This is a genomic window from Leptolyngbya sp. KIOST-1 (assembly GCF_000763385.1).
Classification (GTDB): Bacteria; Cyanobacteriota; Cyanobacteriia; order Phormidesmidales; family Phormidesmidaceae; genus Nodosilinea.
In genome coordinates, this window is record NZ_JQFA01000002.1 from 962692 (window position 1) to 978455 (window position 15764).

At 60.3% G+C, this 15764-nt stretch carries 16 protein-coding genes; 10 read left to right on the forward strand and 6 right to left on the reverse strand.

Annotated features, from left to right (window positions below; translation table 11 throughout):
* Positions 1-121 precede the first annotated feature (121 nt).
* The 4 genes from NF78_RS04305 (at position 122) to NF78_RS04320 (ending at position 3803) form a co-directional block, all read left to right on the forward strand.
* The gene (locus tag NF78_RS04305) at positions 122-1231 is read left to right on the forward strand and encodes an S-(hydroxymethyl)glutathione dehydrogenase/class III alcohol dehydrogenase (RefSeq protein WP_035985025.1); all 1110 of its coding nucleotides are present in this window, start codon (positions 122-124) and stop codon (positions 1229-1231) included.
* A 175-nt stretch (positions 1232-1406) separates the two neighbouring features.
* On the forward strand, positions 1407-2258 hold the full coding sequence (gene fghA / locus NF78_RS04310) for an S-formylglutathione hydrolase (RefSeq protein WP_035985027.1): 852 nt from the start codon (positions 1407-1409) through the stop codon (positions 2256-2258).
* Between the two features lie 48 nt (positions 2259-2306).
* Positions 2307-2876 carry a DUF4168 domain-containing protein gene (locus NF78_RS04315; protein ID WP_081972501.1) on the forward strand — a complete coding sequence of 190 codons (570 nt, stop codon included), beginning with the start codon at positions 2307-2309 and terminating at the stop codon, positions 2874-2876.
* A gap of 321 nt (positions 2877-3197) precedes the next feature.
* Positions 3198-3803, forward strand: coding sequence for a TetR/AcrR family transcriptional regulator (locus NF78_RS04320; protein WP_035985031.1), 606 nt, complete (start codon positions 3198-3200; stop codon positions 3801-3803).
* A 92-nt stretch (positions 3804-3895) separates the two neighbouring features.
* Here the strand turns inward: NF78_RS04320 and NF78_RS04325 are convergent, their stop codons facing one another.
* Positions 3896-4582 carry a glutathione binding-like protein gene (locus tag NF78_RS04325; protein ID WP_035985032.1) on the reverse strand — a complete coding sequence of 229 codons (687 nt, stop codon included), beginning with the start codon at positions 4580-4582 and terminating at the stop codon, positions 3896-3898.
* A gap of 333 nt (positions 4583-4915) precedes the next feature.
* Here NF78_RS04325 and NF78_RS04330 point away from each other — a divergent pair, with 333 nt between their 5' ends.
* Positions 4916-5683, forward strand: a complete 768-nt coding sequence (locus NF78_RS04330) for a hypothetical protein (RefSeq protein ID WP_035985033.1) — start codon at positions 4916-4918, stop codon at positions 5681-5683.
* 147 nt (positions 5684-5830) lie between these two features.
* On the forward strand, positions 5831-6520 hold the full coding sequence (locus NF78_RS04335) for a DUF4079 domain-containing protein (RefSeq protein WP_035985034.1): 690 nt from the start codon (positions 5831-5833) through the stop codon (positions 6518-6520).
* Positions 6521-6540: 20 nt separating this feature from the next.
* Here the strand turns inward: NF78_RS04335 and NF78_RS04340 are convergent, their stop codons facing one another.
* From NF78_RS04340 to NF78_RS04350, 3 genes are all read right to left on the reverse strand, one after another.
* The gene (locus NF78_RS04340) at positions 6541-7575 is read right to left on the reverse strand and encodes a hypothetical protein (RefSeq protein ID WP_052049777.1); all 1035 of its coding nucleotides are present in this window, start codon (positions 7573-7575) and stop codon (positions 6541-6543) included.
* Between the two features lie 290 nt (positions 7576-7865).
* Positions 7866-8459, reverse strand: a complete 594-nt coding sequence (locus NF78_RS04345; protein ID WP_081972502.1) for a CAP domain-containing protein — start codon at positions 8457-8459, stop codon at positions 7866-7868.
* 114 nt (positions 8460-8573) lie between these two features.
* The gene (locus NF78_RS04350) at positions 8574-9071 is read right to left on the reverse strand and encodes a DUF4168 domain-containing protein (RefSeq protein WP_081972503.1); all 498 of its coding nucleotides are present in this window, start codon (positions 9069-9071) and stop codon (positions 8574-8576) included.
* A 326-nt stretch (positions 9072-9397) separates the two neighbouring features.
* Here NF78_RS04350 and NF78_RS04355 point away from each other — a divergent pair, with 326 nt between their 5' ends.
* The 3 genes from NF78_RS04355 (at position 9398) to NF78_RS04365 (ending at position 11530) form a co-directional block, all read left to right on the forward strand.
* Entirely contained in the window at positions 9398-9589 is a 192-nt protein-coding gene (locus NF78_RS04355; RefSeq protein ID WP_035985036.1) for an NAD(P)H dehydrogenase subunit NdhS, read from the forward strand.
* Positions 9590-9591: 2 nt separating this feature from the next.
* Complete coding sequence (locus NF78_RS04360; protein ID WP_035985037.1) at positions 9592-10248, forward strand: HAS-barrel domain-containing protein; 657 nt, start codon at positions 9592-9594, stop codon at positions 10246-10248.
* Between the two features lie 100 nt (positions 10249-10348).
* Positions 10349-11530 carry an NAD(P)/FAD-dependent oxidoreductase gene (locus tag NF78_RS04365; protein ID WP_035985038.1) on the forward strand — a complete coding sequence of 394 codons (1182 nt, stop codon included), beginning with the start codon at positions 10349-10351 and terminating at the stop codon, positions 11528-11530.
* Positions 11531-11569: 39 nt separating this feature from the next.
* Here the strand turns inward: NF78_RS04365 and murB are convergent, their stop codons facing one another.
* Both murB and murC read right to left on the reverse strand, forming a co-directional pair.
* Complete coding sequence (gene murB, locus NF78_RS04370) at positions 11570-12481, reverse strand: UDP-N-acetylmuramate dehydrogenase (RefSeq protein WP_035985039.1); 912 nt, start codon at positions 12479-12481, stop codon at positions 11570-11572.
* Between the two features lie 59 nt (positions 12482-12540).
* Entirely contained in the window at positions 12541-14085 is a 1545-nt protein-coding gene (murC, locus tag NF78_RS04375; protein WP_035985040.1) for a UDP-N-acetylmuramate--L-alanine ligase, read from the reverse strand.
* Positions 14086-14650: 565 nt separating this feature from the next.
* Between murC and NF78_RS04380 the strand changes: the two genes are divergently transcribed.
* Positions 14651-15664 (forward strand): type I glyceraldehyde-3-phosphate dehydrogenase, encoded by a 1014-nt coding sequence (locus NF78_RS04380; RefSeq protein ID WP_035985041.1) that lies wholly within the window; start codon positions 14651-14653, stop codon positions 15662-15664.
* Positions 15665-15764: the final 100 nt, after the last annotated feature.

The following is a 15764-nucleotide window of genomic DNA, read 5'->3' on the forward strand; positions in this document are numbered from 1 at the left end:
GCTGACAGATGGTTTAAGGAGCGCAAAGTCGGTAAGCTGACCTAGTAGGGGTAACCCAGCAGGATTTGGCCTTAGACCCCAGCCAGTACCACTATTTCAACGCTCAAAGGAGACTTCGCCCGTGGATGTAAGAGCTGCCGTTGCCCATGGCCCAGGCCAACCCCTCACCGTCGAAACCGTTCAGCTCGAAGGCCCCCGCGAGGGTGAGGTACTGGTCGAAATCAAAGCCACCGGCATCTGCCACACCGATGCCTATACCCTCTCGGGCAAAGACCCGGAGGGCCTGTTTCCGGCGGTGTTGGGCCACGAGGGGGCCGGAGTGGTAGCCGAAGTCGGCCCCGGCGTCACCAGCCTCAAACCTGGCGACCACGTGATTCCGCTCTACGTGCCCGAGTGCCGCCAGTGCGAGTACTGCCTCAGCTTTAAGACCAACCTCTGCCAGGCCATCCGCCTTACCCAGGGGCGGGGCCTGATGCCCGATGGCACCAGCCGCTTTTCCCTGGGCGGCGAGCCCCTGTTTCACTACATGGGCACCTCCACGTTTTCGAACTACACCGTGGTGCCCGAGATTGCCCTGGCCAAAATTCGTCCCGATGCCCCCTTTGAAAAGGTCTGCTACATCGGCTGTGGCGTCACCACCGGCATCGGCGCAGTAATTAACACCGCCAAGGTGGAGCCCGGGGCCAACGTGGTGGTGTTTGGCCTCGGCGGCATTGGCCTCAACGTCATCCAGGGCTGCCGCCTGGTAGGGGCCAACAAAATCATCGGCGTCGATATCAACCCCAGCAAAAAAGCCCTGGCCGAAAAATTTGGCATGACCCACTTCGTCAACCCCAAGGAAGTCGAAGGCGACCTGGTGCCCTACCTGGTAGAGCTAACCGGCGGCGGCGCCGACTACAGCTTTGAATGCGTCGGCAATGTCAAGCTCATGCGCCAGGCCCTGGAGTGCTGCCACAAAGGCTGGGGGGTAAGCGTAATTGTTGGTGTCGCCGCCGCTGGCGAAGAAATCAGCACCCGCCCCTTTCAGCTCGTCACCGGGCGCGAGTGGAAGGGCACCGCCTTTGGCGGAGCCAGGGGCCGCACCGACGTGCCCAAAATTGTCGACTGGTACATGGACGACAAGATCAACATCGACGACCTGATCACCCACGTCATGCCCCTCGATGAGATCAACACCGCCTTCGACCTCATGCACAAAGGCGAAAGCATCCGCAGCGTCGTGACATTTTAGGGGGGGGGTATCAGGTGCCAGGTATCGGGTATTAGGTGTCAGGTATCGGTTCACGGCACATGGCGCACAGCCTACCAAAACCCGAAACCCAAAACCCGAAACCCAAAACCTGAAACCCGAAACCCAAACACCCCTTCACCCATCCGCCCGCCCACCCATCCACCCCATCACCCCCATGCCCCTAACCCTCCACAACCAACACACCTGCTTCGGCGGCACCGTGGGCTACTACAGCCACCCGTCGGCCACCTGTAGTTGTGACATGCGCTTCGCGGTGTATGTGCCGCCCCAGGCCCAGGCTGGCCCGGTGCCGGTGCTGTTTTACCTGTCGGGGCTGACCTGTACCGAGGACAATTTCACCAGCAAGTCCGGGGCCCAACGCTACGCCGCCGAGCACGGGCTGATGCTGGTGGCTCCAGACACCAGCCCCCGCGGGGAAAGAGTGCCCGACGAAGCCGACGCCTGGGACTTTGGCACCGGGGCGGGGTTTTATGTGGATGCCACGGAGTCGCCCTGGAGCACCCACTACCGCATGTACAGCTATGTGGTGCAGGAACTGCCAGAACTGATTGCCCAGGAATTTTCGGTGCGGCGCGATCGCATGGGTATTTTTGGCCACTCGATGGGGGGCCACGGGGCGCTGGTGTGTGGGCTGCGTAACCCAGACCGGTTCAAGTCGATCTCGGCCTTTGCGCCGATCGCAGCCCCATCCCAGTGCCCCTGGGGCCAAAAGGCGTTTTCCGGCTATTTGGGCACCGACCGGATCGCCTGGAAAGGCTACGACGCCACAGCGCTAGTGAAGGACTACGCCCGACCCGATCGCACAATTTTGATCGACCAGGGCGATGCCGACCCGTTTTTGGCCCAGAACCAGCTGTTGCCCGAGGTGTTTGAGGCGGCCTGCAAGGAGGCTGGGCAACCCCTACATTTACGCATGCAGCCAGGGTACGATCACGGCTACTTTTTTATGGCATCGTTTATGGCCGATCACCTGCGCCACCATGCCGAAGTGCTAACAACAGGCTAGGCTAGGGAAAACTTTTTAGGCTGACTCGCGTAATCAGGAGACTCCGCTATGGTGAGATATTGTGCTGCTGCCCTACTCGTAATGCTGGCGTGGCTGATCCCAGGACCGGCCTGGGCTAGCCCTGCCGCCCCGCTGTTGGCCCAAGAGGCCCCGGTTGAAGTAGCTGATGTCGCCCCAGCCACGATCAGTGAGAGTGACATTCCCCTCTTTGCTAAGGTCTATCAAGCTGTGCAGCTCCTGCGCCTGCGGGCCGAGCAGGAGATGGCGGCGGCGGTTGAGGAGGAAGGGCTGAGCATTGAGCGCTTCAATGCGATCGCCGAAACCCAGATCCCCAGCGGTGCGGACAGCCCCGAGGACATTGCGAAGGTCGCCGAAAAAGCCAAGATTTCGAAAAAAGAAAACAAGCAGTTTAAGGCCGCCGTAGACCGCATTATCGCCATTCGCCAGAGTACCGAAGCCGATATGGAAAAAGCTATTGAAGCCGATGGTATGGCGATCGCCACCTTCAATACCATCCTGGAGCAGTCCGCCGACAATCCCGAGCTGAAGCGAAAGATCAGCGATGAAATTGTCCAGCAAACCCTGGCGAAGTCAGAACCAGCCGCCCCGGCTGAATAATGGACCCTTCGGCGTTGCTCTGCCCCCCAAATCCTGGGGGGCAGAGCAAACTTGATTGGTAACCTTCTCCTGGAACTGTCATTGGTTAGCCGCCAAACGCTCAGAAAGCAAGGGTTACAGCCCCTAGCCTGTCATTTGGGGCGGGCGTGGCTGGGCTTGAGAGCATCGGTCGTTTAGCCACAATTGATGACAAGCTCTGTGCTTAAGAGTAGTTATCTCAGGTTTTATGAGGTTATGTGAACGTGCTCCCAGGGCCTGGGATTATGGCGTCACAATGAGCGTCAAGAGCGCACTTGCGCTCACCTCTACGGGGCTACAATCATGGTGCCTTTCTTCAAAGCCGCCGCTGAAGTCGATACCGAAACTAAGATTTTGCAGGCGGCGCTCAAGCTGTTTGCCAAGCGGGGGTACGGCGCTACCACCACGCGCGAACTGGCCCAGGTAGCGGGGGTGGCGGAGGGCACGCTGTTTCGCCACTTTGAAAACAAGAAAGCCATTCTGGTCGCGGTAGCCAGCCAGGGCTGGGTCGAAATTCTCACCGACCTGCTCACCGAACTGAGCGAAATGGCCAGCTACAAGGCAATTGGCCAGGTGATGCAGCGGCGGATGCTGAATCTGCAAAAAAATTCGGCCCTGATGCGGGTGTGCTTCATGGAGGCGCAGTTTCACCCCGAACTGCGGGAGCAGATTCAAACCGAAGTGATCGGCAAGATGATCGACGTGGCCGAGGCCTTCTTTCAAACCGCCATGGATCGCGGCGTCTACCGTCCCATGAACGCCCGTATGGTGGCGCGGGTGTTTTTGGGCATGTTTACCGTCGCCGGTTTCAGCCAGGACACCCTCGGGGACGAAGCTGCCTCGCCCCAGTCGATGAAAGACCTGGCGGAATGTTTGACGGATATTTTCCTGAACGGGGTGCTGGCCTAGGGGAGTGGGTGGGTAGGTGTGTGGATGGGTAGGTGCTGGCTATACTCAGCCCCCACTCACCCAAGTCACCGACTCACCCACACCACCCTCGCTTACCGTCTGCCCTGGCCAAACAGAATCTTCTTGGCCTCCTCGGTCATGGTCGACTCTGAGCTGATGGTTTGGGCGATGTCGTAGGCTCGCTGCACCGCCGGGCGGCTCTGGATGGCCTCAAACCAGCGTTTTAGATTGGGGAAGTCGGCCAAATTCTGCTGCTGGGTTTCGTAGGGCACAATCCACGGATAGCAGGCCATGTCAGCAATGGAGTAGTCGCCAGCGATGAAGTCTTTACCCTCCAGCTGGGTGTCGAGTACGCCGTAGAGACGCTCGGTTTCTTTGACGTAGCGGTTGATGGCGTAGGGGATTTTTTCGGGGGCGTAGGTGCCGAAGTGGTGGTTTTGGCCCAGCATTGGCCCCAGCCCGCCCATCTGCCAGAACAGCCACTGCATGACGTTGGCGCGATCGCGCACCCCCTGAGGCAAAAACTGCCCGGTTTTCTCCGCCAGGTACTGCAAAATAGCCCCCGACTCAAACAGGCCCAGGGGTTCCCCGCCATCGGCGGGCTCGTGGTCAACAATGGCGGGAATGCGGTTGTTGGGCGCGATCGCCAGAAAATCGGGGTTAAACTGCTCCCCTTTGCCGATGTGAATGGGCTTGATGGTGTAGTCCACGTCGGCCTCCTCGAAAAAAATGGTGATCTTGTGGCCGTTGGGGGTTGTCCAGTAGTACAGGTCAATCATGGAGATCTATCCTTAAAGCCAGAGCGCAGGGGCAATGCAAATTAGCCTAACCGAGTCTGCTGACCTTGTGAATCCGCAATCATAGTACATTTGACCTATTAAGCGTTATGCTAAAGGTTAGTCTATGCAAATGGCCATGGTACCGGTCTTCATTCGTTGCCCTGTAGCGTTCTCGCGCAGACTGCTAGAGCTTGCATAGGGGAACACAACATTTCTTTCGATTTTGGTCCTTTGGAAATTGCAATCTGGGCTTAGAATCAAGCGATAATTTTAGCCCCGTGCCCTATAGCCTGGCCCAAACAGGCCACCTTCAGCCTCAGAGGATGACTTTTTATGGCCATTATTGCTCTCAAAGCCTGGTATCTCGAAGCCTACGAGCCGGTGCGGGATCTGGAAAAGCGCCCCCATGACCTGCGGCTGAGCAAAAATAGCCTGTTGAAGTCGGCGCTGCGGGCTGATTTTCTTGACGACAGCGCCGATGTAAAGCAGTCCGCCTGGTTTCAGCGCTACCTGGATGGCGAAACGGTAGAGTTTTACATTGAGGGCAGTGGCGGCTATGGGATCGCCAATATCGATCTAATCAGCCACGAGATCTACTTCACCAAGCTGGAGGTAATGGCCCACCTGGAGCCCATCATCTACTTCTGCTACCAGCAGGAATACGGTGAGTCGGCGCAGATGCTGCACCAGGCGCTGACCGATGCCGTCGAAAGTTTGAACAAAACATCGCGGGTGCCCCTCACCCTGGAGGTGTCCAACCGCCTCAGCGACGGCCCGGCCCGGCTGAACAGCGCCCTGACCCGCAAAATTCGCAAGTCGCTGCTGTTTGTGGCCGACGGTACCCCCATCACCTCGGTGGCGGGCAACACTACCCTGCTGGTGCCCAGTCCCCATGTGTGCGTGGAGATGGGCTACGCGCTGCAGGCCAAGCCAGCGGAGCAGATTTTGCTGACTCAAATGGAGCGATCGGACATCATTGGGCAGTATCCCTTTGACCTGCCCGCCCAAAACCGACTCACCTTTAAGACCAAAGGCGACATTGCCAAGCATCTGCCCAGGGCGCTGGAGCAACACTTATCTCGCTTTAATCTCTGGACCTAGGGCGATCGCTACTGTAGATTCAGCAACGGTCACCCGACTGCGCTTGCTGAACGCCATAACTGTTAAGCGGATCACGGCGTGAACTGGGCTGGTGGCCTAAAGTAAAGGAAAACTCTGCCCCCAGCGCGTTTGCTCAGAGGACTTCCGATGCTAGACACTCCCGATCTGCTGAGACTGCTACATCCGTTTCTGGCCGTTACCATCGTGATGCCGCTGATCGGCATCGCCGTTTACTTTGCCGTGCAGACCCGCCAGCGGCGGCTGGCCCTTGTTGACAACGCCAAAACCACGATTTCACCGGTAGTGGGCAAAGAGCATGTGCGGGTCGGGCAGTGGCTATCTGGGGCTGTGGTAGGGCTAGTGCTGCTGGGGCTGGCCCACCCCATTTTCAAAACCATCGCCCGGGAAAATGCCTGGAGCGAAGACCCGTTTCGCGGCATCTTTGTGGTGGCGATGTTTGGTCTGACCCTGGCGACGCTGGTGGCGCTGTACAAAGCGAGAACGCCCCTATGGCGGGGCGTGATGGCGACTCTGACCGGCACCGGACTGTGGCTGTTGGGCATGCAGCCGGGGGTGTGGCGGCGTGGGTTTGAGTGGTATGTGTCCCACTTCTACCTGGGGATGGCGGCGGCCATGCTGATGATTTTTGCCCTCGCCACCCTGCCCGAAATCTACAAGTCCAAGCGCTGGCGAGTGGCCCACGCGGTGCTCAATACGGTGGCGGTGCTGCTGTTCATTAGTCAGGGCATTACCGGCGTGCGCGACCTGCTGGAAATTCCGCTGCACTGGCAGGAGCCGTTTATCTTCCAGTGCGATTTTGAAAACCGGACCTGCTGAGGGGGCGACCCTGGACCTGTCTAATCCTCCTCCACCATCAGCTGCCAGCGAATGGTCTGGGCGGTGACGCTGTCGATTTCGCCCAGGCGCACCTGCACCGTTTCGCTGGTGACCGGGCCAAGGGCGGTGAGCAGGGCGCGCAGGTTGGGAGTACTTTCGCCGCTGTCCACAAAGACCCGCTCGGCCAGCTGGTTGAGGCGTTTCCAGGCGGTGTAGAGTTTGACGGCGGTTTGCTCGATCTGGGCGGCTTGGGCCACCATATCGGCGGCGGAGTTGAGGCAGCCCACCCGCAGGGCCTCCTCTAGGGCAAGTTCGAGGTCAATGCCGCTGGCTTCGAGCAACTGGACCTGGTTGGCGGAGGCCAGGTACTTTGACAGGTAGCGGGCTTCGGCGGTGACCTGTTTCAGGGTATCCAGGTCGGGGTTTAGCTCGACCTCGGTTTTGAGGGTGCTCTGGTGAATGGGGGGCAGTTTCTCCATCTCCTTTACCAGAGGGGCGATGTAGCGGGTGGGGATGGTGTTGTTGGCGGCTTTTTCCCGCAGGGTTTCGGGGATTAGCTCAGAGGTCATGGCGGCCCACTCGTTGGCCACCTGACGCACCTCGCGGCGGGTAATATGATCGCCCTTGCGGGCCGAGTCGCTGACCAACTGCTGCACTTCGGGGGCCGACTTGGCCGTTTCCACAAAGGCGCGCTTGCTGAACTGGTTGACCTCTTGGGGGGTGAGCATGCCCGCGTCGAGCAGCTGGTCGGCGCTTTCGGCCAGTTCGATCAGGTTGTAGGCATGGCTTTTGGTGATTTCGCGGTCTTTGAGCCAGTTGAGAAAGCCGGTGCCGCGTCCATCGCCGCCGCGCTTTTCGCGATCGCGCACCGTCCGCAAAATCCGCCCTCGCCAGATGTCGGTTTGCAGATCAAAGCGATCGCACACCTGCCAGGCGGCTTCCATCTGCTGATTAAACTCGTAGTCAGAAATCTTCTCGTCGTTGGGGTCAGGCAGGGTAAAGGCCAGCTCTCCCGCCTGCATCGCTGACTCGATCGCCTCAGAGGAATAGGGCATTGCCGCCGTCATACCGTTGTCACCACACGCACAGGCAGTTTATTCTCCCACGACTGTTGGCCCTAGGGGGCGATCGCGCCCCAATCAGTTTTGCAAGGTTGGGCGAGGTTGGGGGCCAACCCCTCAATGCTGGGGGCATCAATCGGTTGATGGATGAGAGCCCCCAGGGCGTGTTATCCATTGGGGCCAAAAGCCTGGCCTATTGAGCCTTGCCACGCCCGAGCTAAAAGACAGGCTAGGGGCTGTAACCCTCAATTTTCAAGCGTTTAGCCGCTAATTGATGACAGCCCCTAGAGGGGACGCATAAACAGCTGGGTGAAGTAGTAAGTATTGTCCCGCTGCCACACCCCCACCCCCGTTTCGGTAAAGCCCGATCGCAGGATGTTTTCCCGGTGGCCGGGGCTATCCATCCAGCCCTGCACCGCCAGGGGAGCGGGGTCAGGGGCATTGGTGCTGGTGAACAGGTTTTCCCCCACCATTGCGTAGGAAATATTGGCCGCTGACACCCGTTGGGCTGGCCCATCCCCGGCGGGGCTGACGTGGCTAAAAAAGTTTTCGTCGGCCATCCGCTGGCTGTACTGGCGGGCCACCTCAGCCAACGGTCCGTTGGGCTGTAGGGGGGCGAGCCCTGACCGCTGGCGAATCTCGTTGATGCGCTCGTACACCAGGGTCTCCATATCGACCGTCGCCGATGACTGTGCCCCGGCGGCATCTGGCGCGGTGGGCGGCTCCCGCCCGATGCGGGTGACCGGGGGAATGCGCTCCACCAGTTGCTCTAGATCGGCGGGTTTGCACCCGACCAGGGCCAGGGCGATCGCTATCAACCCGGCGACTGGCAGCGCCCTGTCCGCCCAAGGATGGGCAAAATACTTTGGAATAGGCATGGGCGGTAGTTTGACGTGAATTAGCCCTGGAAATAGCCTGGGGACGAGGTCGTCGCACCAGGGCATCTCCAGGGCTTTGGGAGGGTTTGAGCGATCGAGTCAGGAGTAGCCTCGCTAGCTGCCGCTTCTGAGGCGCTCCACGATGGCCTGTTGCAGGGCCGGGTCCTGCTGAGCCTGGGTCAAGATTTGCTCAAACTCTTCAATCGTCATCTCTTCAGCCGCGATCGCGGCCTGCATTTCCTCGCGGGCTCCCTGCCGCAGGGTGGTGACCTGGGCAGCGGCGGCGGCAAACTGCTCAGCCTGCTCGGCGGGAACTTCGGCCGCGGTTTCGGGCGACTGCTGCGACTCGGCGATCGCGTTGTAGTCATCGACGGTCAGCCCCTCGGCCTCAACGGCGGCGACCAGCTCGGCCTGTACCGCCTCCTGAATGGCCTGAATGGATTGATAGGCGCTGACAAAGCGATCGATCTGGCCCTCAGACACTTCAACCTGGGTGGGCTGTTCGGCCTGGGCAGGGGCGGGAGCCTCCTGCCCCTGGGCGATCGCCGCGGCTGGAACACCTAGCAGGAGGGTGGCGGCCAGCAAACTGTTTAAAACGGTTGACGGTTGCATAGCGATTGTCCTCGCATATCATCAGCCGCAAACTTCGCTGCGGAAGTCTACGGCAGGCACTGGGAACAGCGCCCATGGGTTGACACCCTATGGGGCGATCATGGCTGCCATATGACGACCGTATGGCGATGATGTGACGATGGCGCGAACTTATAGCCCTTTGACCAACCGTTATGCCTGAGATTTCTCAATCTTTTTCGTTTGGAATGCTGAAGATTTTAGCTCCGTTGCCGCAAGACCAGCGGCCTGGAGGCCCGGCCTGGGTGGGGAAGGGTAACTATGCCTTAAACTAAAGGGGCAAATCACAACCACAACCATTAGTGACCATGATTTTTCCAGGGGCTCCGGTTACGGTCGTTAACGTCAACGATACCTACTACGGTTTTCAGGGCCTGGTGCAGCGCATTACCGATGGCAAAGTGGCCGTGCTGTTCGAGGGCGGCAACTGGGACAAACTCGTCACCTTCAACATGTCAGAACTGGAGCCCGTGAGCACCGGCAAGCGGCGAGGCAAGTAACCATGCGGCTACCCCTGCCCCAGACAGCGGCCCAGGCGCGGCAGCCCGACCACATTGCCGAAGTGATCGAGACGGCGACCAGCGAATTTTTGGCCCAGTGTCTGGAGCCGGAGGCGCTGGCCTTTTCAGCGATGCCCCCCTTTGGCAGCTGGGTTACCGCCGTGGACGAAGAGTCGGGTAATACGGTATACGGCGTGGTGTATCACGCCACCACCAGCCCCATCGACTCGGTGCACCGGGCCCGGGCCCTGGGGCTATCCCTCGACGATCTGCGTCAGCAGCAGCCCCAGATTTTTGCCATGCTCAAGACCGAATTCAAGGCGGCGATCGTGGGGTTTCGCGCCCCTGACCTGGCCGGTCAACCCCTGGGGCCGCTGTTTCAGCACCTGCCACCGCGGCCGCCCCAGGTGCACCAGGCCGTGTACCGCTGTCCCCCCGAAGCGGTAATCGAGTTTACCGAGCAGCTCGACTTTTTAAGAACGCTGCTGGCCATGGGCGGTGCCCCGGTGGACAGCCTGGTGGCAGCGGTGCTGCGCCAGGGCTACCAGCTGCGTAAGCTCGATCGCCCCTGGCTGGTAGAAGCAGGCCGCACCCTGAGCGTGTTTCTCAAAGATGACTACGATCGCCTTCGCATCATTTTGGGCCAGGTCTACGCCTGAGGGTGGCAGGTGTCAGGCAGAACCCTAAACCGCCAACCCTATACCCATCACCCAAACTCCAAAATCCCCGTTCTTCTTCCCGCCTAAACCAGAGTCACCTATGCAAACCTTTGACTGGATTGTGGTCGGCAACGGCCTGGTGGGGGCGGCGGTCAGCTACGAACTGGCCCGGTGCGGGCTCTCGGTGCTGCTGCTGGACCGCGCCCTAGAGCCGGGTAACGCCACCCGCTACAGCTACGGCGGCATCCCCTACTGGTCAGGCACCACCGCGCTCACCCGGCAGCTTTGCCAGGAGGGCATTGCCAAGCACCGCCAGCTCAGTGACGAGCTGGACGACGACACCCAGTTTCGGGAACTAGACCTGGTGCTCACCCTGGCGGCAGGTGAGGATCCAGACGCTGCCGCAGAGCCCTACGCCAAGTACGCAACGCCGCCCCGGTTTGTGTCTACCGCCGAGGCCAAAGCGCTGGAGCCGCTGCTGAATCAGGATGCGATCGCGGGGGCTTTCACCGTTCGCCACGGGCATGCCTCGCCGGTAGCCCTGGTGAATGCTTACAATCAGGCATTTCGGCGCTTAGGCGGCACCCAGATTGTGACCTCTGGGGTGAATCTGGTGCGGATCAACGATCGCGTGACCGGAATTTTGACCACCGAGCAGGCTTACCCCGCCAGGCAGGTGTTGGTGGCCGCTGGGGCCTTTAGTCGAGCCCTGCTGCGCCAGGCCAAGCTCACCGTGCCGCTCTACTACACCTACGCCGAAGTGATCGAAACGCCGCCCGTGGATCTCACCCTACGAGCCCTGATCATGCCCGCCCAGACCGAGCGCTTTGCCCTGGAGGCCAAGGCCAGCCGCCCCGACACCGACGCCCAGTGGGATGAACCCGGTCACGAGATGACGCCCCCTATCCTCGACAGCGGGGCGATTCAGTTTCGAGATGGCCACCTCTGCCTAGGCCAGATTAGCCGTACCCTGACCAGTCTGGAGGCGGACCTGGATGCGGTGACCAGCGAGGACCAACTGCGGGGGGCGATCGCGGCCCAGCTGCCGGCACTGGCCGAGGTGCCCGGCACCTGGCGCTCCTGCCGGGTTAGCTTTAGCCGCGACGGGCTGCCCCTGGTCGGCCCCCTGCCCGGCATCGAGGGGCTGCACCTGATGGCCGGATTTAGCGCTCCCTTTGTCTACCTGCCGCCCGTGGCCCAGCGGTTTGCCCAGGCGGTGGTGGGGGAAGCCGACCCGGCGATCGCGGCGATGGCGATCGATCGCTTTAGCGAACCCACCTAGCCTGGTTTTGGGGATTTAGCAGCTAATTGATGACAGCCCCTAGAGGGCAGGAAATTCGCCCACAAACTTGACCTCCGGAGAGAGTTGAACGGCCCAGCGATCCACCACCTCGGCCTGAATATGGCGGATGAGCTGGCGAATATCCACGGCAGTGGCTCCGCCCAGGTTGACAATGAAGTTGGCGTGGCGCTCAGACACCTGAGCATTGCCAATCCGGTAGCCCTTCAGTCCGCTTTGCTCAATCAGCGACCCCGCCGTGTGGGGGTAGGGGTTGCGAAACACGCTGCCGCAGTTGGGTAGGTCGTAGGGCTGAGTGGCCCGCCGCTGGTTCAGCCCTGCCAGGGTGTCGGCGACTACCGCCGCCGGATCGTGCCCCGGCTCCAGTTGAAAGGTGGCCTCCAGCACCACCTGCTGCCCCCCCTGCAGGTTAGAGGTGCGGTACTGAAAGTCCAGATCGGCGGGGGTCAGCGATCGCAGGCCGCCGACAGGATCGAGAACGGTTGCCGACCTCAGCACATCGGCGGTACAGCCGCCGTGGGCGCCGGCATTCATCACTACGGCCCCGCCCACGGTACCCGGAATGCCCACCGCCCACTCCAGACCGCGCAGACCGCGCTTGGCAGCTTTCCAGGCCAGGGTGGGCAGGGGTTCGCCAGCAGCCACGGTGACGCACCCGGCTCCGTCGAACCGGGTGCTGCGCCAGCGACGGGTGCAAAGGACCAGGCCGGCGATGCCACGATCGCTGATCAGCAGATTTGACCCTGCCCCCAGGGGCGTGATCGGAATACCGGCGGCGATCGCCCAGTCCAGAACCTGGTGACACTCACCCCGGTGGCGCGGCATAGCCAGCCATTCAGCCGGTCCTCCCACCCGAAAGGTCGTCAGCGGCTGTAGCGGTACCTGTGGTTTCAGGCAAGCCAGGTTTGGTGCAACCCCAAGGGTTTGGTTCATGTCCCCAGTGCTCAACGGTTGTCCCCCATGTTAGTCAAATGGGTGGGGGGTGCCGCTGCTCAACAGGCCTCCTGAAGCGAAGGCACCTCTGCCTCAGCATAGTAAGCCATTACCTGAGGAATAATCTGATTGAGGTTGCCCGCCCCCATAAACAGCACCAGGTCACCCGGGCGCAGGCTGTGGGCCAGAGCCGCCTGAATATCGTCCAGGGTGTGACCGTAAAGCACGCGGGGGTGCGAGTGGGCAACCGCATCCGCCAGCTGACGCCCCGAAACCCCAAACGTATTGCTCTCACCAGCGCTGTAGATGTCGGCCATAATCACCTGGTCAGCATCGCCAAAGGCCTCGGTAAAATCGTTGAGCAGAGCGGCGGTGCGGCTGAAACGGTGGGGCTGAAACACCGCCACCACCCGACGTCCCTCGTAGCTATGGCGGCCGTCGGCCAGGGTGGCAAGGGATTGATCGGCCTTGAGGCGAGCCGCCGCCAGCGTTGCCCGAATTTCACTGGGGTGGTGGGCGTAGTCGTCGAAAAATTGAATGCCGTTGTAGCTGCCTCGGTGCTCAAAGCGGCGACGGGCTCCGCAGAAATCTTCCAGACTGTCGACAATGTCGGCGAAGGCGATCCCCAGGTGCCGACCAACTGCTACCGAAGCCAGGGCATTGCTGAGGTTGTGGCAACCCAACACCCGCAGGTGCAGGCGACCCAGGGGCTGCCCCTCCTCCCAGACCAGAGCGGAGGTGCCATCGGCGCCAAACTGGACCTCAGTGACATAGTAGGTTGCGCCAGTGGCAGGGTCCAGACTGTAGGTGACATCCGGGTTCAGGCTGGTGCCGACCACAGCACAGTCAGCACTGGCCACCAGCAGCCCACACTGACGCTGGAAGGTCTGGAACGTCGCCACCACCTGAGCCAGGTCCTGGTAGTGATCGGTGTGGTCGAGCTCAATATTGGTAACCACGCCAATGCTGGCCGTGAGCTTGGCCAGGGTACCGTCGGACTCGTCGGCCTCGGCCACCAGGTAGGGACCCTGGCCGAGGCGAGCATTGCCGCCCCAGCTCGACACCTCACCGCCGACCACAATAGTGGGATCGAGATTGGCGTTGAGCAGCAGGTGGCCAATCATGCTGCTGGTGGTGGTTTTGCCGTGGGTTCCGGCCACCGCAATACTGCTGTATTCTTGGATCAGCGCGGCCAGCAGATCGGAGCGGTGCAAGATTGGGCAACCAAGCTCTAGGGCGGCCTGGTACTCAGGGTTGCGGGTGTCAATCGCCGTGGAACAAACCACCTGCGGCGTTGCGTCTGAAGCCAAGACGGCAGGGGCGGCTTTTAGCGCCCGGGCCACCCCAGCGGTGCTCGCGGTGACGGTGCTCGGCAGGGGAGGCTGGTTGGCACTGAGGAAGTAGCTGAGATTGGCGGCCTCTTGCTGCCAAAAGATGTGGGCTCCGGCCTCTTGTAGGCGACGGGTTATGTGGCTGAGACGGAGATCAGACCCGGATACTGGCAGGTTGCGTTTGGTCAAGATGTAAGCCAGCGCCGACATGCCAATGCCCCCTATCCCAATAAAATGAAAGGGTCTGCCGGTAAAATCTACGGTAATCGGCATCGTTACACTCCTTAGAACACCACACCACACCAAGTGTCAGGCGTAATCATAGCAAGAATTGCTGAATTGGCCTAAACATCGGCACTAGCTTGCTTCCCCAGCCGCAGTCCCTGTTGCCTGCGGCAAAGCTAGCCTGAGTCTGTGGATTGGTTTTCCTTTGGACAGGAGCTAGGGGCTTGTCAGCAAAGGGGTTTACCCGCTGGCAGGCTCAGCGCCTTTCCACAACAAAACTGCCGAAACGCAGCCGTCGAAAAAACTAAATATATATAGACAGTAAGAGCCGCATATCAATTTTCTATGAGACCCAAACAAACGGAGTAGAAATGCTTATGCCAATTCTTCCCTACGGTTCGCTTCGCCTGATCCCAAAGGGGTACTGGTCGATTGCTGCCGGGGTAACGCCCACCACGCCTGACCAGGGTGCCATAGAAGGGTGCCCTTTTTATTTGAAGGACGCATAGATTCAGTTCAATGCTTGGCCCCTATAAAGTGGATCATGCTTTGCGATATTATAGTTTCGTCTAAGAATAGATACCTAGTCGACTACAACAGAGGGTTAAACGCAGTGGTTAGAGTAGCAATTAATGGTTTTGGCCGCATCGGTCGTAATTTTCTGCGCTGCTGGTTGACGCGCGAAAACAGCCAGCTCGAGGTGGTAGCTATCAATGATACGTCTGATCCCAAGACTAATTCCCACCTGTTGAAGTACGACTCCATGCTGGGGCGTCTCGATGCTGACATCAGTGCCGGAGAAGACACTCTAATTGTTAACGGCAAGACGATTAAGTGCTATTCCGACCGCAACCCCAACAATCTTCCCTGGGGAGCGTGGGACATCGACCTGGTGATTGAGTCCACTGGCGTGTTCGTCAGCGAAGAGGGTGCCTCTCGCCACATCGAAGCCGGGGCCAAGAAAGTGCTGATCACGGCTCCTGGTAAGGGTGGCGGCATTGGCACCTACGTGATGGGGGTCAACCACGAAAGTTATAGCCACGACAAGCACAACGTGGTGAGCAACGCCAGCTGCACCACCAACTGTCTGGCGCCGGTAGTCAAGGTGCTCAACGACAACTTTGGCATCGTCAAGGGCACGATGACCACCACCCACAGCTACACCGGCGACCAGCGCCTGCTCGACGCCAGCCACCGCGACCTGCGTCGGGCCCGTGCCGCTGCGCTGAACATTGTGCCCACCACCACTGGGGCAGCCAAGGCTGTGGCGCTGGTCATTCCTGAAATGGAGGGCAAGCTGAACGGGATCGCCCTGCGGGTGCCCACCCCCAACGTGTCGGTGGTTGACTTGGTGGTTCAAGTGGAAAAGCCTGCGATCGCCGACCAGGTGAATCAGGTGCTCAAGACGGCCTCTGAGGGGGCGATGAAGGGCATCCTGGCCTACAGCGACCTGCCGCTGGTGTCCATCGACTACCGCAAGACCGACGAGTCCTCCATCGTTGACTCCAGCCTGACGATGGTGATGGGCGGCGACATGGTGAAAGTGGTGGCCTGGTACGACAACGAGTGGGGCTACAGCCAGCGCGTGGTTGACCTGGCTGAACTGGTGGCTGCCAAGTGGCAGTAGGCCAATTCGGCAGCGGCGGGGCCAGCCTGCGCCCCCGCCGCCCCTGCCATTGACCGATGACATCCATCACAAAAAGAGGGGCCGCAGGTACTGCGGCCCC

Coding starts and splice junctions, on each gene's coding strand:
- fghA (WP_035985027.1), top strand. CDS start 1,407: ATGCCCCTAACCCTCCACAACCAACACACCTGCTTCGGCGGCACCGTG.
- NF78_RS04315 (WP_081972501.1), top strand. CDS start 2,307: ATGGTGAGATATTGTGCTGCTGCCCTACTCGTAATGCTGGCGTGGCTG.
- NF78_RS04320 (WP_035985031.1), top strand. CDS start 3,198: ATGGTGCCTTTCTTCAAAGCCGCCGCTGAAGTCGATACCGAAACTAAG.
- NF78_RS04325 (WP_035985032.1), bottom strand. CDS start 4,582: ATGATTGACCTGTACTACTGGACAACCCCCAACGGCCACAAGATCACC.
- NF78_RS04330 (WP_035985033.1), top strand. CDS start 4,916: ATGGCCATTATTGCTCTCAAAGCCTGGTATCTCGAAGCCTACGAGCCG.
- NF78_RS04335 (WP_035985034.1), top strand. CDS start 5,831: ATGCTAGACACTCCCGATCTGCTGAGACTGCTACATCCGTTTCTGGCC.
- NF78_RS04340 (WP_052049777.1), bottom strand. CDS start 7,575: ATGCCCTATTCCTCTGAGGCGATCGAGTCAGCGATGCAGGCGGGAGAG.
- NF78_RS04345 (WP_081972502.1), bottom strand. CDS start 8,459: ATGCCTATTCCAAAGTATTTTGCCCATCCTTGGGCGGACAGGGCGCTG.
- NF78_RS04350 (WP_081972503.1), bottom strand. CDS start 9,071: ATGCAACCGTCAACCGTTTTAAACAGTTTGCTGGCCGCCACCCTCCTG.
- NF78_RS04355 (WP_035985036.1), top strand. CDS start 9,398: ATGATTTTTCCAGGGGCTCCGGTTACGGTCGTTAACGTCAACGATACC.
- NF78_RS04360 (WP_035985037.1), top strand. CDS start 9,592: ATGCGGCTACCCCTGCCCCAGACAGCGGCCCAGGCGCGGCAGCCCGAC.
- NF78_RS04365 (WP_035985038.1), top strand. CDS start 10,349: ATGCAAACCTTTGACTGGATTGTGGTCGGCAACGGCCTGGTGGGGGCG.
- murB (WP_035985039.1), bottom strand. CDS start 12,481: ATGAACCAAACCCTTGGGGTTGCACCAAACCTGGCTTGCCTGAAACCA.
- murC (WP_035985040.1), bottom strand. CDS start 14,085: ATGCCGATTACCGTAGATTTTACCGGCAGACCCTTTCATTTTATTGGG.